The organism is Frankia sp. AgB32 (assembly GCF_023243045.1).
Lineage (GTDB): Bacteria > Actinomycetota > Actinomycetes > Frankiales > Frankiaceae > Frankia.
In genome coordinates this window covers 1-17,274 of sequence record NZ_JALKFX010000028.1, presented here as the reverse complement: position 1 = coordinate 17,274, position 17,274 = coordinate 1, and the positions used below count along the sequence as shown (strand labels likewise).

Genomic DNA, 17,274 nt, shown 5'->3' with positions numbered 1-17,274 from the left:
ATGGACCAGGGCGCGTTCACAGGTGGGAGTATACGTCGTCCAGGGAAAGGCCCAGCGAAACCATGAGCAGCTGACTCCAGTAGAGCAGCTGCGAGATCTCCTCAGCTGCCCGCTCCCGACCTTCGTACTCGGCCGCCATCCAGGCCTCCGCAGCCTCCTCGACAAGTTTCTTGCCGAGATGGTGAACCCCCTTGTCGAGGGCGGCGACCGTACCCGACTCCGGTGTCCGCTGGCGCCATTTTTCGGCAACCTCAACAAACAGCTCGTCGAATGTCTTTCTGTTAGCTGAGGTAGCCGCACCGGCGGTTGCCGCGAAGCCCGGCGCCACGCCTGCCCCCTCGGCGGCGCGCGCCTGACCGGACGCGCCCCCGCCCGCCTCGGGCCGCGCGGAGACCCCGGGCGTCGACGGACCGGGCCGATCGGCAGGAATCATGCCCGGCATGCTACCCGCAGGCGGCGGACCGACTGCCGCGTCAAGTCCCTGCCCGCCCGGTGACCTCCACCGATGCCGGCAAACCCGGTGCCCCGTCCACTGACTTGCTGGTTGACTGGACGACTGTGTCCCCGCCCGCCATTGTCGCCACGGATCTGGACGGCACGCTGCTCCGCGGCGACGGCACCGTCTCGGCCCGCACCCGCGCGGCCCTGCTCCGGGTGCGCGCCTGTGGTGCGATGGTCGTGTTCGTGACCGGCCGGCCGAGTCGCGTGATGGCCGGGGTCGTCGCCCAGACGACGATGTCCGGCCTCGCGATCTGCGCCAACGGCGCGTTGGTGCTCGACCTCAACTCGGGCCGGGCGGTCCGCCACCGCTATCTGGAGCACGCGACGGCGCTGCGCCTGGCCCGGGACATCAGGGCCGCGGTGCCGGACGTGACGTTCGCGGTCGAGAGCGGCCTGCGGTTCGGCCGCGAACCGGCGTTCGAGACCATGTGGCCGGATCCCCAGGAACTGGTCGCGGCTCTCCCCGACCTGGTGGTCACGCTGCCGGCGACGAAGCTGCTGGTGTGCCGCGGCAACGGCCGGTTGGCCGAGGTCTACGACGTGATCGTCGAACTGGCCGGGACGGACGCGGTGGTGACCACGTCGAGTGCGAACCTGGTGGAGATCGCCGGCGCGGGAGTGTCCAAGGCGGTGGCGCTCGCCGAGCTGGTGGCCGACTCTGGGCTCGGGGCCGCGGATGTGATCGCGTTCGGCGACATGCCGAACGACCTGCCGATGTTCGCCTGGGCCGGCTACTCGGTGGCCGTCGCCAACGCGCATCCGGACGTGCTCGCCGCCGCCGACGAGATCACCGCGTCGAACGACGAGGACGGGGTCGCCCTCATTCTGGAACGTCTGTTCCCGCCGTCGGACTGACGTCCGGCGACTCGCGCGGGACCTCGGAGGCGCCCCGCGTCTCGGCGGGTGCGACCGAGCGCGGTCCGGTGGGATCGGTCCGTCGCGGTGTCAGCAGCCCGGCGTAGGTGCTCATGTAGGTGGCGAGAATGGCCTGCGGATCGGATGCACTCAGCGCGGCGTACTCGTCGAAGATCTTTCCGTAGATCCGGATCTGGTCGGGGTGGTCGTATCCCGTCGCCTCCAGTGTCTCGACCACGACGAGGCTTTCGTCGAGAATCGTGAACCCCTGGACGTGCGGGTATTCGAGCTGCGCGCTGCTCGGAACTATCCGGACCATGACGTTCGGCAGCTCGGCCACGGCGGCGATTCTTCCGATCTGGCCGATCATGTACTCGGGCGGGGCGAACCGGTTCCCAAGCACCGACTCCATCAGAATGAACTCGAACCGTCGACCGGATTCATAGAGCAAATTCTGCCGTCGAATCCGTTGGCTCACCTTCTCCGCCGTGCGCTGGTACCAGGTGCCCTCGTCACCGCCGATGGTGATGCGGTGGTAGCCGTTCACCACCCGGCGCGCGTACTCGCTGATCTGGATCAGACCCGGCAGCAGGATGGGCTCGAACTCCCGGATCAGGGTCGCCTGCCGCTCGGCGTCGAGGACCTCCTGCTGGTCCAGGCTCACGCCGAGTAGCCGGGCCGCCTCCTCGCCGCCGGCCCCGACGCGCCGCCGGGAGGGCCGGCGCACGGGTTCGGACCGCCCCCGCACGGCCAGCTCCACCAGGTGCCGAACCTCGTCGGGCGGCGCCTGCAGGGCCTCGGCGATCCGCTCGGCGTCGGCTGGACTGACCCGGAGCAGACCGTTCTCAATCTTGGAGACGCTGCTCTGGCTGATGCCCACGGCAGCGGCCAGCGCCTGGCCGGTCATCCCCCGCTCGTGCCGCAGCCGCGCCAGCTCGGCCCCGAGCTCCTGTGCGGACGCGGGCAGCGGCGGATCCGGGGCCTCCGACTCCATCGCCACCTCCGCCACCATCTCGACCGCCGGCCCGACCGGCGGGGGGGTGCCCTGCCGTCACGCCCTCGCGGGCAGGTCCCGCGCGGCGGCCAGGAACACCTCGCGGGGAATGCGCACCAGCGCCTCGCCGGGCGGCATCGGACCGGCCGGGAGCCGCTGGTCCGGGACGCTGTATCCCTGGACGAAGATGTCCTGGTCCTCGTCGTTCACGTACACCGTCGGGCAGTTCGCGCTGGCGCACGTTGCGCCGGCGATCGGGACGAGCTGCATGGCTCCTGTCCTTTCCGCACCGTTGCGCACCATCCTAGAGATCCAGACCTCCCGTCTGGATCGGGACGTCGCGCGTCGGTGACTCTCCTCGATCGCCGCGAACCAGAATATTCGCGCGATTCGCCGCATAACATCAATTTGCCTATCGGCCCGGCCAAAAACAGTTACTCTGAGTCACAGGTATCCCGGCCAGACCCTCTGCCGATGAATATCACTGGCACTCTAGGTGCTCACGTAACTACCTAGAGATTTAAGCGCTCCGAGGGAATCGGGCCGTGCAGAGTGCGGTAAATACTACCCAACCCCCCGAAGCGTGAGGTCAGCCGGCTACCAGTGCCAGCCCGGTCGCAACGGAGCGAGAACGGACCCTCAGCGAATTGAGCCTTCTCGAGTCACTACATAGAGTTATATTGTGAATATTTGTGCCCACATGTTCCTGCGATGCTTCCGCGGGCGGCCCCTTCCTTGAAACCTCGTGGTCGCCATGGCCGGTCGCGGGCCGCGCACAGCCGGCCGTCGAACCCCGGGTCCGGAGCCCGGCGGCCGGGCCGGGGACAGCGGGACCAACCCCCCGCAACCCCGTCGCGCCATCGGCCTGGACATGGACGCCTTCCCGCTCGCCCACGCATCATGTGACGCGTCGGCCACCCGCCGGGAACCCGCGAGGTCCCGACCCGCCCGCCAACCCCAGGCTGGGAATATTCCAGTATTTCCTTGAGATTCAGCGCATCGCGCCGGATGATTGGGAAGGCCACCCGTCCCTCCTGACCGCCCGTCCCCCTGACCCGCTGCGACGCCGAGCACGCCGGAAGACCGCCGGCCCGAGCGTCCGTGTCCCGCCTGCCCCACGACTGCCGAGCCGCGTCGGACCAGGCTGTGACAAGCCGCCCGAACGCCCGGTGACCCGCCGTCAGATGGGAAGGTCGCATGCGCCCAACCGTCCAGCGACCGTCACGGCCCGTCCCGGCCACGAGCCGCGCGCAGATGCCAGCCACCGCGGGCCCAGGCATGACCGTTCTACGCCGACCGCGCCGGTGAGCGCGCTCGCCCCCACCGCGCTGGACGGCACCGCCATCCTCGGGACGCTGCCGTCGTGGCCGCTGGCCGTGACCGTGGCGACGGTCGCGGCGACGATGGTGACGGCCCAGGCGCTCGCCCGCGGCCCCGGGCGCCGTCGGTCCCACCTTCCAGCCGCCGGCCAGGACCCGGACCGCGGGACGACGTTCGATCATGTCCCCTTCGACTCGCTGTCCGACCGGATGTCCGTCCTGCTGCGCGACTTCCTCGCCGCCGCCGTTCCCAGGCCGGGCCGGCCGGCCCGGGTCGACCTGCGAGCACCGGCCACGGACTGGTTCGTCGATGCCTTCACCGCGGCGTCCGACCTGCTCGTCGGCACCTGCCAGACCGACTGTCCCGACCCCCTCGCCGCCGCGGTCCGCGAGGCCGAGCGGCGCTGGATGCTGCTCGACGGCTGGACCCGGCTGGCGTCGGGATCTGGCCGAGCGGCGCCGGGACCCGAGCCGGTGGGTCAGGGTGAGCCGGACGACCCCGGCGGCCTCGGCCCGGAGCAACGGTGGCGCTGACCGGTCAGCACCCCGGTTCGGCGGCGGGAGAGGCCGGGTTGTGCCGCGGCCGACGGCAGCAACGCGGGCGAAACACCACGACCCCGGCAGGGCGGGTCTGCGCCCTCTGGTCGTCGGCACGGGCCAGGATAGGTGCATGGCCACCCCCGTCCATCTGGAACCGGCCTCGTCCGGACTGCCGGCGCACGAGGTCGACGCCGAGTTCCTCGCGCTGCCCCGCTCCGCCCTCACCGACGCGGCCCTGCAGACCGCCCGCGACCTCGGCGTCTCCCATGCGGACATCCGCATCGAACGGTTTCGCGAGTCGTCGCTGTCCTTCCGGGACGCCTCCCTGGAGAGCCGGCACGAGGGCGCGACCGTCGGCCTCGCCGTGCGCGTCGTGCATGGCGGCGCCTGGGGCTTCGCCGCCGGCGTCGACCTGACCACCGACGAGGCGGTCCGGCTGGCCCGGGAGGCCGTCGAGATGGCGCGGGTCGCGGCGCCCTTGAACTCCGAGCCCGTCGAGCTCGCCCCGGAGCCGGCGCACGGCGACGTCGTCTGGGTGTCGGCGTACGCCGCCGACCCGTTCGACGTCGACGCGCGCGACCGTATCGAGCGGGTCGGCGGGCTGTGCCGAACCCTCTTCGCCGCGCCCGAGGTCGATCACGTCGAGGGCAGGTTCGACGCCGTGCGGGAGAACAAGTACTACGCGGACCTCACCGGCACGACGACGACCCAGCAGCGGGTCCGGGTGCTCTGCCAGATCGAGGCGACCCGGGTGGACCCGGGCGGTGGCTTCGAGTCGATGCGCACGATCGCCCCACCGGTCGGCCGGGGCTGGGAGTGGATGGTGGCCGGCCCGGCGGCCGGCTGCTGGGACTGGGACGGCGAGATCGACCTGATCCCCGGTCTGCTGGTCGAGAAGTCGAAGGCGGCCTCGGTGCAGCCCGGGCCCTACGACCTCGTCATCGACCCGTCGAACCTGTGGCTCACGATCCACGAGTCCGTCGGCCACGCCACCGAGCTCGACCGGGCGCTCGGCTACGAGGCGGCGTACGCCGGCACCTCGTTCGCCACCCTCGACCAGCTCGGGACGTTGCGCTACGGCTCACCGACGATGACGGTCACCGGCGACCGCACGGCCCTGCACGGTCTGGCCACGATCGGCTACGACGACGAGGGTGTGCAGACCCGGCGGTTCGACATCGTCCGCGACGGGACGCTCGTCGGCTACCAGCTCGACCGCTCGATGGCGGCCCGCAACGCGGCCGTGCTCCGCGCGGAGCGGTCCAACGGCTGCGCCTTCGCCGACTCCCCCGGCCACGTCCCGATCCAGCGGATGGCGAACGTGTCGCTGCTGCCGGCGCCGGGCGGCCCGTCGACCGAGGAGCTGATCAGTCGGGTCGACCGCGGCATCTACGTCGTCGGCGACAAGAGCTGGTCGATCGACATGCAGCGGTACAACTTCCAGTTCACCGGGCAGCGCTTCTACGAGATCCGCCACGGCCGCGTGGTCGGCCAGCTCCGGGACGTGGCCTACCAGGCGACGACGACGGACTTCTGGGGCTCCCTCGAGGCCGTCGGCGGCCCCGGGACCTACGTGCTCGGCGGCGCGTTCAACTGTGGCAAGGGGCAGCCCGGCCAGGTCGCCGCGGTCAGCCACGGCTGCCCGTCGGCGCTGTTCCGCGGCGTCAACGTCCTCAACACCCGGCGGGAGGCCGGCCGATGAGCCAGATGACCGGAACCGAGCCGCACGCCGACCGGGCCGGCTCCGTGCCGGCGTCCGCACCCGAGATCGTCGAGCGGGCGCTCGCGCTGTCCCGGGCCGACGGCTGCGTGGTGATCGCCACCGAGACCAGCACGGTGAACCTGCGCTGGGCCAACAACACCCTGACCACGAACGGGTCGAGCCGCGACCGGTCGGTGACGGTCGTCAGCGTCCTCGGGCGGTCGTTCGGGGTCCGGTCGGCCTCGACGATCGACGCGCCGGGCGGCGCCGACGGCCTGGCCGGGCTCGTCCGCGCCGCTGAGGAGGCCGCCCGGGAGGCGGCGGACGCCGAGGACTTCGCCGACCTGCTGGGACCGGCGACCGCCGGCGGATCCGCCAGCGAGGGCGCCTTCACCGACCCGGCGGTCCGCACCAGCACCTCGGTGTTCACCGCGTTCGCCGGTGATCTCGCGGAGGCGTTCGCGGCGGCGCGCGCCGAGAGCCGGCGCATGTTCGGCTTCGCCGAGCACACGGTCACCACCACGTGGCTGGGTACGTCGACCGGGCTGCGACTGCGGCACAGCCAGCCCACCGGCAGCGTCGAGTGGAACGCGAAGAGCGGGGTCCCCGGCGGATCGGTGTGGCACGGGCAGTCCACCCGGGACTTCACGGACGTGGATGTCGCGGCCACGGACGCGCTGCTGCGGTCCCGGCTGGTCTGGTGCGAGCGGTCCGTCGACCTGCCGGCCGGACGCTACGAGACGCTGCTGCCGCCGTCCGCGGTGGCCGACCTGATGGTGAACCTCTACTGGTCCGCCGCCGGCCGGGACGCCGCCGAGGGCCGCACGGTGTTCAGTCGGGCCGGCGGCGGTACCCGCCTCGGCGAGGCCCTCGGGCCAACGGGGCTCCGCCTGGCGAGCGATCCCAGGGACGCCGAGCTGGCCTCGACCCCGTTCGTGACCGCCGCCGCCTCGTCGTCGACGTCGAGTGTGTTCGACAACGGCCTGGCGCTCGGCGCCACCGACTGGATCCACGACGGCCGGCTCGCGGCGCTCGTGCAGACCCGCGCGTCGGCACGCTCGGCGGGCGGCCCGGTCACCCCGATGGTCGACAATCTGATTCTCGACGGCGGCGGCACCGCGTCGCTCGAGGACATGATCGCCTCGACCTCGCGCGGGCTGCTGCTGACCAGCCTCTGGTACATCCGCGAGGTCGACCCGGAGGTGCTGCTGCTGACCGGGCTGACCCGCGACGGCGTCTATCTGGTCGAGCACGGGGAGGTCACCGGGGCGGTGAACAACTTCCGGTTCAACGAGTCCCCGGTGGACCTGCTCGGCCGCACCAGCGAGATCGGCGCGACGATCCGCACGATGCCCCGGGAGTGGGCGGACTGGTTCACGCTCGCCCGGATGCCACCGATGCGGGTCGCCGACTTCAACATGAGCTCGGTCAGCCCGGCGAACTGATCCCGCGGGGTCCCCTGCCGTCGGCGGGTGGCCTCACGGGTGGATTCAGAGGTAGGCGCCGCGGCCGAACGTCTCGCCGCCGGGCTGCTGCTGGCCCTGACCGCTCGGCAGGGCCCGGCGGCGCATTTCCTCGAGCTGCGCGCGGGCGGCCATCTGCTGCGCGAGCAGCGCGGTCTGCAGGCCGTGGAACAGGCCCTCCAGCCAGCCGACGAGCTGCGCCTGGGCGATCCGCAGCTCGGCGTCGGACGGGATGCTCTGCTCGTCGAGCGGCAACGACAGCCGGTCCAGCTCGGCGCGCAGCTCCGGCGCCAGCCCCTCGGAGAGCTCACGGATCGAGCTTCGGTGGATCTCCCGCAACCGGACCCGGCTGGCCTCGTCCAGCGGCGCCGCGCGAACCTCCTCCAACAACTGCTTGATCATGGTGCCGATACGCATCACCTTGTCGGGCTGGGAGACGAGATCGGCGATGGGATTACCGTCGCCGGCCGCCGTCGCGCCCGCCTCGGCGCTCGGCAGGCCCGTCCCGTCGAGATGGCCGGGCGCCTGCACGGCCTCGTGCAGCGCGCCGTCCGGTCCGACGACCACGACGCGAGGTTCCGGTTGATCCGTCATGACTCCTATCCTGCCCCCTCCGCCGCCGACGCACGGCACCGCTTCGGCAACCGTTCAGCCCGGCACCGCGGCAGTCAGGCCCCGCCACGGCGACGGTCAGGCCGGCGGTGACGGTCAGGCCGGCACGGTCAGGATCACCTTGCCGACGTGGCCGAGGTCAGCGAGGTGCTGATGGGCCGCGACCACGTCGGTGATCGGCAGGATCCGGTCGATCACCGGCCGGATCGCACCGCGCTCGATCGCCGGCCACACCTCGGCACGCACCGCCGCGACGATCGCGGCCTTCTCGGCGAGCGGCCGGGCCCGCAGCGACGCCGCGTGCACCGAGGCCCGCCTGCCGAGCAGGGTCGCGAGATTGAGCTCGCCCTTCACGCCGCCCTGCATGCCGATGACGACGAGCCGGCCGCCGACGGCCAGCAGCTCGACGTTGCGGGGCAGGTAGGCGGCTCCCATGATGTCGAGGATCACGTCCGCGCCATGCCCGTCGGTGGCCGCGCGGATGACCTCGACGAAGTCCTCGTCCCGATAGGACACGGCGATGTCGGCGCCGAGCTCGCGAACCCGGGCGAGCTTCGCCGGGGAGCCCGCCGTGGTGGCGATGACCGCGGCCGGCCGCAGCGCGCGGACGGCCTGGATGGCGAACGTGCCGATGCCCGACGCGCCACCGTGCACGCAGAAGACCTCGCCGTCGCGCAGGCCGCCGACGCCGAAGACAGTGGAATGCACCGTGCAGGCGACCTCGGGCAGGGCCGCCGCCTCGACGAGATCAATCCCCGCCGGAATCGGCAGCACCTGGACCGCGGGCACGTTCACCCTGGACGCGTACCCCCCGCCGCTGAGCAACGCGCACACCCGCGCGCCGGGCTCCAGTCCGATGACCCCGGGCCCGACGGCGGCGACCGTACCGGCGCACTCCATCCCGAGAATCTCCGAAGCGCCGGGCGGCGGCGGGTAGAACCCCTGACGCTGAAGCAGGTCAGCCCGGTTGACCGCGGTGGCGGCCACGTCGAGCGCGACCTCGCCGGGCCCGGGCGGGGGCGGATCCGCCACGGTCGTCCAGGACATGACCTCAGGCCCGCCAGGGGCCGACACCGTCACCGCGCGCACCCGTCCACGCTATCTCCGCGGAGCCGCCGGCACCGCCGCCGAGGCCCCCGTCGCGGCACGGGCCTGGCGGGCTACCAGCGGTCGCGGTGCAGGACCGTCTCCAGCGGCTCCCGCCTGGCGGGACGGAAATCCGTCCCCTTCGTGTAGGCGACGGGCAGCAGAACCCCCTGGCTGTACCCCGCCGGGATGCCGAGCAGCTCGGCGACCTCGGCGGCGTACTGCAGGTGCAGGGTCGTCCAGGCGCTGCCCAGGCCCCGCGCGCGCAGCGCGAGCATGAAGCTCCAGGCCGCCGGGAACAGCGAACCCCAGAACCCGGCCTGGTAGGCGGGCGGGATCTGCTCGACGTCCCCGGCCAGGCAGCCCAGCACGAGCACGGGCACCCGGTGCAGGTTGTCGGTGAGATAGCGGGCCGAGTCGGTGACCCGCTGGTGGGCGGCCGCGCTCTCGCCGTCCGCGGACCCCGGCTCGGCCGCCCGGGAGTCGAGGTAGGGCAGCGCCGCGCGCCGGTAGCACTCGGCGATCCCGGCGCGCAGCGTCGGATCGGTCACCACGATCCAGTGCCAACCCTGCGCGTTGGAGCCGGACGGGGCCTGCAGCGCGATCCGGAGGCAGTCCTCGATGATCTCCGGCTCGACCAGGCGGTCGAGGTCGAGCCGGCGGCGCACGCTGCGGGTGGTGGTCAGCAGTTCGTCGGACGTGAGGCCAAGCTGGGCCACGGTGGACTCCTTCGTCACGGCTGCCGTCCGGCTCGCCCGACCCGCCGGCTCAGACGGGCTCGGGTTCCGGTTCCGCCGGCGCGTCCGGTGCGGGTTCGGTGTAGGGCGACGGCTCGTGCGGGGCCGGCGGCAGATCGGGCGTGTCGGGTAGCAGCGGCCCCGGATCGTCCGGGATCGGCGCGTCGGGGTCGAGGGGCGGCGGCGGGGAGTCCGGGCGGTGCGGACGGATTCCCGCGGATGCCTCCGCGCGCGCACCCTGCGGGTTGGACGGGGGGAACGGGCTGGACATAGGACCCGCCGTACCCGGCAGACAGCGCCGCGGAAACATCGTCCCAGCATCCCACGCCGTCGCGGCGACCCGCGCAGCGCCGCCGACGCCCCGCACCGGCGGTTCGAGCCCCGGATCAACCTGGTCAACCGCCATCCCACCGGGGGCACCACGGCGGGGGTCATGACATCCCTGCATCGACCTGGAAGACGAGATGGTTTCCCGCGGAGGTCGGGCAGCGCACCGACCCTGCCCGACCCCGCTCGACCGTTCGGGCCTGCCAGCGGCCTGACCTGGACGTTCCGGCCGGCGGCGGCGGGCTCGACGATCGCCACGCTGGTTGCGGACGGTTCGAGACACCACGTCCGTCTCACCGTGTTTACGGTGTGGCCATCGATCACCACCGAAGGGCCACTCCCAACACTAGGTACAACCGCTAGCGTCAGTCGCACATCACCCTGAACTCATGGTTCTCTGCAATCAGCAACAGACCACCACAGCATCGACTGTCTGGCCGGCTACGGGGATGCGCCGGCCTGGACGCGCCCGGGGAGCGTGCCAGTGGAAGCGGTCGCGAGCGACGACGAACACGAACATCCCCACAGACAGGCGGAGTTCCGTGCCTTCTTCGAACGACACCATCGAGAGCTCAGTCGCTTCGCCTACCTGCTGATCGGGGATCACGACGCCGCCGACGACATCACCGCCGACGCGCTCACCGCGGCCTGGACGCACTGGGACCGCGTGCGCGCGGCGGACCTGCCGCTGGCCTATGTACGCCGCATCGTCGCCAACCTCGCGGCCGACCGCGTCCGCAAGGTGGTGCGCGAACGACGTGGGCTGCTTGCCCTCGGCCAACGGGCCGAGCGGTCCGCACCGGTGCCCGACGTGCCGGCGGTCGTGGACCTGCGGACCGCGCTGATGGCGCTGCCGCCGGGGAAACGGGCCTGCGTGGTGCTGCGGTACGCCTTCGACCTCTCCGAGGGTGAGGTAGCTCGCACGCTGGGGATCTCCATCGGCACCGTAAAAAGCCAGACTGCTCGCGGCGTCGCCGATCTGGAGCGGATCCTCAAGGGCGGTGCGCTGTCGCCGGCCGAGACGACGACGGAGGAGGTGACCCCGGGCGTGACCGTGAACCGCGGTGTTGCCCGCGGCGGCTCGACGAGCCGCCCGGAGGCCTCCCGGGTGGTGAGCGCTGCGCGGCCCGACCCGCCGCGCCCCGGTGGTGTGCAGGAGGGTGGCCAGCCCGGCGGCCCCGGTCTGTCCACGTTCGCCCGCCCGCGGGGGCCGCTGTGGCGGGTCGGCGAGATCTAGATGGCCCCGGGCACGTCGGAGTTCGAAGGCTCCGACCAGCGGCTGCCGGCCGGAGCACACGCGCCCTCCGACGCCCGACACGCCGACGTGTTCCCCGTCGCCGGCCCCGCGTCCGAAACGCCACCCGCTGACGGCAGCGCGCCCGGCCCGGCCCGGGACGGGAACTCCTGGTTCCGGGGCACCGGGCCGCGACACGAGGAGGAGTTTGGGCCGGAGCCGCCTGGCGCGGCGGGATCCGGACGGCGCCTTGGCGCTGTCGCGGGGCGACGAGGCGCGGACGGCGGGCGTCATGGCCGCGTCCTGGACGCCAGCCGTGACGGTCGCGACGCCGCCGCCGCGCCCTTCCCGGCGGAGTTGCGCGGTCTACTCGGCACCGAGATGAGCCTGCACCGGCCCGATTCGGACCAGATCCGGCGGCGGATCGCCGCCGCGACCGGCCACGGCCCCTACCTCGGACCGTTCCCCGCCCCGACCGTGTTCACCCCGTACGACGGCACCGAGGGCCCCGCGGTGGGCCCCTCAACCCGCAACCGACCGGAACTCGCGGCCGTCGTCGCGGCGCGCCACGCCCGCCCGATCGACCTCGACGACGGCGATGATCCGGCCGGCGTGGTGATCGACCGGCCGACCGGGCTCGGTCGGATCCGGGTAGCCGACCGGTCGGACTCCGAGTCCGACTTCGACGGCTCGACGAGTCCCGCCGATCCGATGGCCCGGGGCGGGCGGCTCCTGCAGGCGGTGCGGTTCCCTCCTGACGACCACCCCGACCAGTACGACCAGTACGACCAGTACGACGACGACCACGACGGCCAGGACGGTCAGGACGAGCCGGCTGTTCCGCTGGCTGCCGGCGACGGGGCCACGCCCGACCGCCTCGCCGCCACCGCGGCCCGGACCGCCGTGATTTCCCCCGCCGGCCCTGGCCTCGTCGCCGCGCCGGATGGTCTCGCCGTCCCGACGGAGGCGGCCCTGGACCACCGGGCCGCCGGCTCCGACCTCCACCTGCGGGCGCCTGACAGCCCGGCGCCGCTCTACACACCCGGCGGCGGGCGTCGGTCGCGGCACCGCGGTCGCCGTCCGAGCCGCCGGTCGGAGCCCGCCGCGTCCCGGCCGAAGATGCGCGGGCGACGGCGGGGGCTCGTCGGCGCGGTCGGCGCGGTCCTGGGCCTGACGACGGCTTCGGCCCTGGCGCTGTTCGGCATGCCGGGATCGAACTCGCTCGATCCCTCGACCAGCACGGTCACCGCCCCGCCCCATCCGAGCGCGTCGTCCTGGACCTCGACCACCGGCACCCCGACCCGCCTGCCCACGACCCCCTCGGCCACGCCTGCCATCCCCCCGGGTGACGGCGTGTCCGACCGATCGCCGGCTCCGCCCACGAAGTCCTCGACCGCGCCAGGGACGTCCGGCTCCCGACCCGCTGGCGCCTCGCATCCCGCAGCCCCGGCCGCCGGGGTGGAGCGCGCTCCGACCCCGGAGCAGACCGGCATCTACACGGCGACGACCGCCCGGTTCCCGGCCGGTTCGCGCGTCCAACTTCCCGCCGCTGCCGCGGACTGGGTGCTGTTCGGTTCCGGCTGGGAGGGTGTTCAGGCTCGGGCGGCGCTGCCGATCCCGCTGCTGAAGACCCTCGTGGTCGGCACCCCCGTCAGCTCGGCCTCCGGTTTCGACTGGATCGGCGGGTTCCCGGCACCGTTCGGCGTCAACCAGACCGGCCGGCTGTCGGTGCGCGGCTCGGCGACGGTGTCGACGTACGTGCTGGGCTCCCGCGAGCTGCAGATCTACCTGGGTTCGCCATCGGGGCAGGCGCGGATCACAGTGGGCTCTGTCAAGGACTCCCGCTCCTTCGTCGTGTCGCTGCCCGCACCGCTGGCCGACGGCTCCTCCGACGCCCTGATCACGCTCACCCTGCCGGCCGGCATCGGTGCGACCACGGTGTCGATCGCCGGGGTGGGATCGGCGCCTTGGACGCTCGCGGCGGTCGTCCTGCGCTGACCCGTCCGAGCCATGGGATGGCCTGAAGCGGCCGGCTGGCCGCGAGAACTGTCCGGGACAGGCCGCCATGACGCCGCACACAACGTCTCTACCCCTTTATTGGGATGGCCTGTGGATAGAACAGGTCACGAAAAAAAATGAAAAATCTTGTCGACCACGGCAACCAAACGGGCCCCACGGACGACTGTCCTGGTGAATGCTCCTCCGGCCCCCGCGCCAGGAGGTCCGGCGGGCATTCCGGCTCGGCCGTCCCGGCTAACCCCCCCCAGCCGGGCGGACGGGCCGCACCGCGATCCCGGGGCTGGCCGGTCCGGCCAAGGCTGGCCAGCCCCGGTCATCCAGCCGGCCACGTGGACCGTCGACGATGTGACCTACCAGCCAGGGAACGCACCGGCCCGCACGCCGAGGGGAACCCGAGAGGTAGCGTCGAGGGCGTGCGCCGGCTGTTGTTTGCACCCTCGTGGATCGCGCGTCATCTGCTCGCGCTCGCCCTGATCGCCGTGTTCATCCGGATGGGGATCTGGCAGCTGTCCAAGGGCGAGTCCGCCCAGGGCACCCTGCAGAACCTCTTCTACGGGGTCGAGTGGCCGATCTTCGCCGCCTTCGTCGTCTTCTGGTGGGTCAAGATGATGAAGGAAGACCTGGCGCCGAAGGACCCGAACGCCCCGCAGTGGGGGGTCGGCGGCCGGATCGCTCCCGAGACGGCCTGGCAGCCGGATTCCGGCGGTCCCAGAATGCTGACCGCGGGCGACTCCTCCGAGCCGGACGAGGAGGTCGACGCCTACAACCGCTACCTCGCCGCGCTGTACGAGCGCGACGCGTTGCGCGATGCCCTGCGCCAGCTCACCCCCGCACAGCTCGAGAACGCCCGCCGGCCCGACCAGCGGCAGATCTCCCCCCTCGACCAGCTCGACCAGCTCGACCATCCGAACCAGGTTGACGATCCGGCTCGGGCTGAGCGCCCGGGCGGGGCCGGAACCCCGAAGCACATCAACGGAGTCCGCTGATGACGGATCTGCCCGCCCCCTCCCGCACCGCCGGAGGACGCTCCGCCGCACCGGCGATCCGCGCCGCCCTCCTGCGGTACCGCGTCATCGCCTACGTCGTCGGCGTGGGACTGATCGTCCTGGTCTGCATCGGCCTGCCGCTGAAGTACGCCGGCGGCAACAGCGCCGTCGTCGCCGCGGTCGGCCCGGTCCACGGCGTGCTGTACGTCGTCTACCTGGCCGCCACCTTCGACCTGGCCAGCCGCACGCGCATGCCACTGCCGCGGATGGTCCTGGTCATGCTTGCCGGCACCATCCCGTTCCTGTCGTTCGTGGCGGAGCGCTGGGTCAGCGGCCAGATCCGCGGCCAGTTCCTGACGCCCCCGGCGGGCGCCGCCGCCCCGGTCCGGCCCGGCACCGCCGCCGGGGGATCCGCGGGGGCGACCGCCCGCTGACCGCCCGCCAGCGGGTTCGTGGGGCGGCCTGGTCCGCGCGTCAGGTCGATCGCCGGTCCGGGCTTACTGGCAGGGGGCGGCGTCGCGGGCCGAGGCGGCGCTGGCCCGTGGGGGCACCACCACGAGTCGTTGCGGCCGTCGCCGGGCGGGCACCCGCACCGTCAGGACCTCGCCGCGGGCGAGCCATCGCGGCGGGGACCGGCGGGTTCCGCCGACCGCCAGACCGGCAGCCCGGATCTGGTCGAGCTCGGTGCCGAAGACGAACACCCGCCCGTCCGTCCAGGTGATCAGTTCGGAGCGGGTGGCGCTCGGCCGGGCAAGGAGCAGCCGGCACCGCGTCGGTTCCCACACCACCGTGATCGTCTGGGCCGCCGCGCCGCGCCGCGCGGCCCGCTCGGCGATCCGGTGGGCGACCGGCGGCGATCGCCGCGGGCCGACGGGCAGCGGTTCCAGATCGGCGATCACGACGAGGCCGGCCTCGTCCACGGCGACCGGTGGAGTCGGGTCGTCGTCGGTGTCCGCCGCCGTGACCGCGCCGAACACCCCGTCGAGATGCACCCCGCGCGCGGCCGGTAGCCCGCGGGCCGACGCGGCCAGCATCGCGGTCAGCGCCGCGCGCCGTACGTCGGCACCGTCCAGTCGGGCGAGCCCGCAGACAGTCATCGGCGCCTCCGTCTCTGAGCCCCGCTCGCCGTGCCCGGCACGCGGCAGACAGACGCGTCGAGGGCGGCCGAGGGGAGTCCTCCAGCGCCGGAACGTAACAGCTCCGCGACCCCGCGACCCCGCGGTCACGTGGAATGAACCAGACGGGCCGCGAAAGGTCCGTCCGCGGAGTTTCGCCGCGAGGACAAGGCCTCGCGGCTAACGGGTCAGTTGACCGTCATCTGACGCCCACGCCGGATCTCGCGCCTTCCCGCTTCATCGCGCGGGCGGCGATGACGGGATGCGCCGGGCAGTCGATCAGATGATCGTCGAAACCCTCCACCGTCGGCCAGCTCTGATGGCACGATCGGCAATGGGTCGTGGCCGGATCGGTCCACCGTTCGTCACAGCCAGAACAACTGGCCGTGACGGGCAGATGAACTCCGGCTGCGGGTTGCCGGCGGCGCGAAACCTGGATGGGCAACGACGCCTGATGGCTGGCCTGATCGGAATCAGGGTGGAGGGTCACGGATATCGCGCGGGGACGCCGGGGCGAAGAGACGGCGGCCGGGATCGCGCGAGGGGATGTCGACCGACGGGGAGGCACCCGGTCATCCTGTCGCAGACCTGCACAAGCGTCACGCAACCGGTCGTCGAGTCTTCCGGGTGTTTGTCCAGCGCCGAGGCCCCAGGGGGCGGTCGAGTCGGGGCCATTTCGCCCAGTCCGGGCATCTTGCGCAACCTTTCCGGCTGGCAGTGCAAGCCCTCCGTGGCGCACATCATTGAACACAGGCGACACAACTAATGAACACACAGACACCTGTTGACGAACGACGGAACGACCTGCACCAGCCAGACTGGCTACGGTCACCCGTATGACGGGTTCCGCCACCGAAAACCGCTCGCTCGCAACGCCGAACGGGGACACCCGGACGGGCGTGGGCCCGCTGTTGCGGCAGTGGCGTCAACGACGCCGGCTTAGTCAGCTTGAGCTAGCCCTTCGGGCGGACAGCTCCGCCCGCCATCTGAGCTTCGTCGAGACCGGACGGTCGACACCCAGCCGGGCGATGGTCCTGCGACTCGCCGAACATCTCGACGTTCCCATCCGGGACCGCAACACACTGCTGGTCGCCGCGGGCTACGCACCGGCCTATCCGGAGACCCCCCTGGCCGACCCGGCGATGGCCGCCGTGCGCGACGGGCTTGTCCGCCTGCTCGACGCCTGCGCGCCGAACCCGGCACTGGTGCTCGACGGGCAGTTCGACGTGCTGATGACCAATGACCCGGTGCTCGCGCTGCTCGACGGTGTCGCACCGGAACTGCTCCGACCACCGATCAACGTGATGCGCCTCGCGCTGCATCCGCACGGCCTCGCCCCGCGCATCGTGAATCTGCCGCAATGGCGGGCTCACCTGCTGGAGCGGATGCACCGGAACATGATTCCGCGGGCACCGTCCGCACTGCGCGCCCTCTACGAGGAGGTCGCCGCCTATCCCGTCCCGGACTCCGCCCGCGACAACGATCAGACCGACAACGATCCGACTGACAACGATCCGACTACGGACCTGTCACCGGCCGACCCGCCGGCACCGACCGCGCTGGCGCTGCCCCTGCACATCCTCGTCCACGGCCAGCTGCTGTCGTTCGTCTCCACCATGACGACGTTCAACACCCCGATGGACGTGACCGTCTCGGAACTGGCGCTCGAAATGTTCCTGCCCGCCGACCAGCAGACCGCCCGCGCCCTACCGTTGCGAGTCATGAAGCATGAGTAAGCCTCTGCCTCGCAGCCGTCGTCGACAGGACGGCGCTCCCGGTCTGAC

At 72.3% G+C, this 17,274-nt stretch carries 18 protein-coding genes; 9 read left to right on the top strand and 9 right to left on the bottom strand.

Going from position 1 to position 17,274, the window contains the following annotated elements:
• Nucleotides 1–16: 16 nt before the first annotated feature.
• Complete coding sequence (locus tag MXD60_RS11105) at nucleotides 17–433, bottom strand: phosphoribosyl-ATP diphosphatase (protein WP_248818941.1); 417 nt, start codon at nucleotides 431–433, stop codon at nucleotides 17–19.
• Between the two features lie 125 nt (nucleotides 434–558).
• Here MXD60_RS11105 and MXD60_RS11100 point away from each other — a divergent pair, with 125 nt between their 5' ends.
• Nucleotides 559–1,356, top strand: coding sequence for a Cof-type HAD-IIB family hydrolase (locus MXD60_RS11100; RefSeq protein ID WP_248818940.1), 798 nt, complete (start codon nucleotides 559–561; stop codon nucleotides 1,354–1,356).
• On the opposite strand, the gene relB is transcribed toward MXD60_RS11100, so the two are convergent.
• Together relB and MXD60_RS11090 are read right to left on the bottom strand one after the other, a co-directional pair.
• Complete coding sequence (gene relB, locus MXD60_RS11095) at nucleotides 1,322–2,350, bottom strand: type II toxin-antitoxin system RelB family anti-toxin (protein WP_248818939.1); 1,029 nt, start codon at nucleotides 2,348–2,350, stop codon at nucleotides 1,322–1,324. The genes MXD60_RS11100 and relB overlap by 35 nt on opposite strands.
• 57 nt (nucleotides 2,351–2,407) lie before the next feature.
• Nucleotides 2,408–2,620 carry a hypothetical protein gene (locus MXD60_RS11090; protein WP_248818938.1) on the bottom strand — a complete coding sequence of 71 codons (213 nt, stop codon included), beginning with the start codon at nucleotides 2,618–2,620 and terminating at the stop codon, nucleotides 2,408–2,410.
• A gap of 1,034 nt (nucleotides 2,621–3,654) precedes the next feature.
• Here MXD60_RS11090 and MXD60_RS11085 point away from each other — a divergent pair.
• The 3 genes from MXD60_RS11085 to MXD60_RS11075 all read left to right on the top strand — a co-directional run bounded on the left by MXD60_RS11085 (nucleotide 3,655) and on the right by MXD60_RS11075 (nucleotide 7,356).
• Nucleotides 3,655–4,203, top strand: coding sequence for a hypothetical protein (locus MXD60_RS11085; protein WP_248818937.1), 549 nt, complete (start codon nucleotides 3,655–3,657; stop codon nucleotides 4,201–4,203).
• A gap of 136 nt (nucleotides 4,204–4,339) precedes the next feature.
• A complete protein-coding gene (locus tag MXD60_RS11080) occupies nucleotides 4,340–5,911 on the top strand; it encodes a TldD/PmbA family protein (RefSeq protein WP_248818936.1) in 1,572 nt (523 codons plus the stop codon).
• A gap of 5 nt (nucleotides 5,912–5,916) precedes the next feature.
• Nucleotides 5,917–7,356 (top strand): metallopeptidase TldD-related protein, encoded by a 1,440-nt coding sequence (locus tag MXD60_RS11075; protein WP_518467758.1) that lies wholly within the window; start codon nucleotides 5,917–5,919, stop codon nucleotides 7,354–7,356.
• Between the two features lie 45 nt (nucleotides 7,357–7,401).
• Here the strand turns inward: MXD60_RS11075 and MXD60_RS11070 are convergent, their stop codons facing one another.
• The 4 genes from MXD60_RS11070 to MXD60_RS11055 all read right to left on the bottom strand — a co-directional run bounded on the left by MXD60_RS11070 (nucleotide 7,402) and on the right by MXD60_RS11055 (nucleotide 10,080).
• Complete coding sequence (locus MXD60_RS11070) at nucleotides 7,402–7,968, bottom strand: bacterial proteasome activator family protein (protein WP_248818934.1); 567 nt, start codon at nucleotides 7,966–7,968, stop codon at nucleotides 7,402–7,404.
• Between the two features lie 114 nt (nucleotides 7,969–8,082).
• The gene (locus MXD60_RS11065) at nucleotides 8,083–9,060 is read right to left on the bottom strand and encodes a zinc-binding dehydrogenase (RefSeq protein ID WP_308222437.1); all 978 of its coding nucleotides are present in this window, start codon (nucleotides 9,058–9,060) and stop codon (nucleotides 8,083–8,085) included.
• Between the two features lie 86 nt (nucleotides 9,061–9,146).
• Nucleotides 9,147–9,791 carry a nitroreductase family protein gene (locus MXD60_RS11060; protein ID WP_248818984.1) on the bottom strand — a complete coding sequence of 215 codons (645 nt, stop codon included), beginning with the start codon at nucleotides 9,789–9,791 and terminating at the stop codon, nucleotides 9,147–9,149.
• Between the two features lie 49 nt (nucleotides 9,792–9,840).
• Entirely contained in the window at nucleotides 9,841–10,080 is a 240-nt protein-coding gene (locus MXD60_RS11055; protein ID WP_248818932.1) for a hypothetical protein, read from the bottom strand.
• A gap of 534 nt (nucleotides 10,081–10,614) precedes the next feature.
• Between MXD60_RS11055 and MXD60_RS11050 the strand changes: the two genes are divergently transcribed.
• The 4 genes from MXD60_RS11050 to MXD60_RS11035 all read left to right on the top strand — a co-directional run bounded on the left by MXD60_RS11050 (nucleotide 10,615) and on the right by MXD60_RS11035 (nucleotide 14,809).
• Nucleotides 10,615–11,373, top strand: coding sequence for a SigE family RNA polymerase sigma factor (locus tag MXD60_RS11050; RefSeq protein WP_248818931.1), 759 nt, complete (start codon nucleotides 10,615–10,617; stop codon nucleotides 11,371–11,373).
• Nucleotides 11,374–13,368 (top strand): hypothetical protein, encoded by a 1,995-nt coding sequence (locus MXD60_RS11045; protein ID WP_248818930.1) that lies wholly within the window; start codon nucleotides 11,374–11,376, stop codon nucleotides 13,366–13,368.
• A 434-nt stretch (nucleotides 13,369–13,802) separates the two neighbouring features.
• Nucleotides 13,803–14,375 carry a hypothetical protein gene (locus MXD60_RS11040; protein ID WP_248818929.1) on the top strand — a complete coding sequence of 191 codons (573 nt, stop codon included), beginning with the start codon at nucleotides 13,803–13,805 and terminating at the stop codon, nucleotides 14,373–14,375.
• Entirely contained in the window at nucleotides 14,375–14,809 is a 435-nt protein-coding gene (locus MXD60_RS11035; protein ID WP_248818928.1) for a DUF3817 domain-containing protein, read from the top strand. The genes MXD60_RS11040 and MXD60_RS11035 overlap by 1 nt, the downstream gene beginning before the upstream one ends.
• A 63-nt stretch (nucleotides 14,810–14,872) precedes the next feature.
• Here the strand turns inward: MXD60_RS11035 and MXD60_RS11030 are convergent, their stop codons facing one another.
• Nucleotides 14,873–15,472, bottom strand: coding sequence for a hypothetical protein (locus MXD60_RS11030; RefSeq protein WP_248818927.1), 600 nt, complete (start codon nucleotides 15,470–15,472; stop codon nucleotides 14,873–14,875).
• A gap of 217 nt (nucleotides 15,473–15,689) precedes the next feature.
• Nucleotides 15,690–15,980 carry an FDXHR family putative zinc-binding protein gene (locus tag MXD60_RS30305; protein ID WP_518467733.1) on the bottom strand — a complete coding sequence of 97 codons (291 nt, stop codon included), beginning with the start codon at nucleotides 15,978–15,980 and terminating at the stop codon, nucleotides 15,690–15,692.
• Nucleotides 15,981–16,326: 346 nt separating this feature from the next.
• Here MXD60_RS30305 and MXD60_RS11025 point away from each other — a divergent pair, with 346 nt between their 5' ends.
• Nucleotides 16,327–17,226 carry a helix-turn-helix transcriptional regulator gene (locus MXD60_RS11025; RefSeq protein ID WP_248818926.1) on the top strand — a complete coding sequence of 300 codons (900 nt, stop codon included), beginning with the start codon at nucleotides 16,327–16,329 and terminating at the stop codon, nucleotides 17,224–17,226.
• The last annotated feature ends 48 nt before the right edge of the window (nucleotides 17,227–17,274 follow it).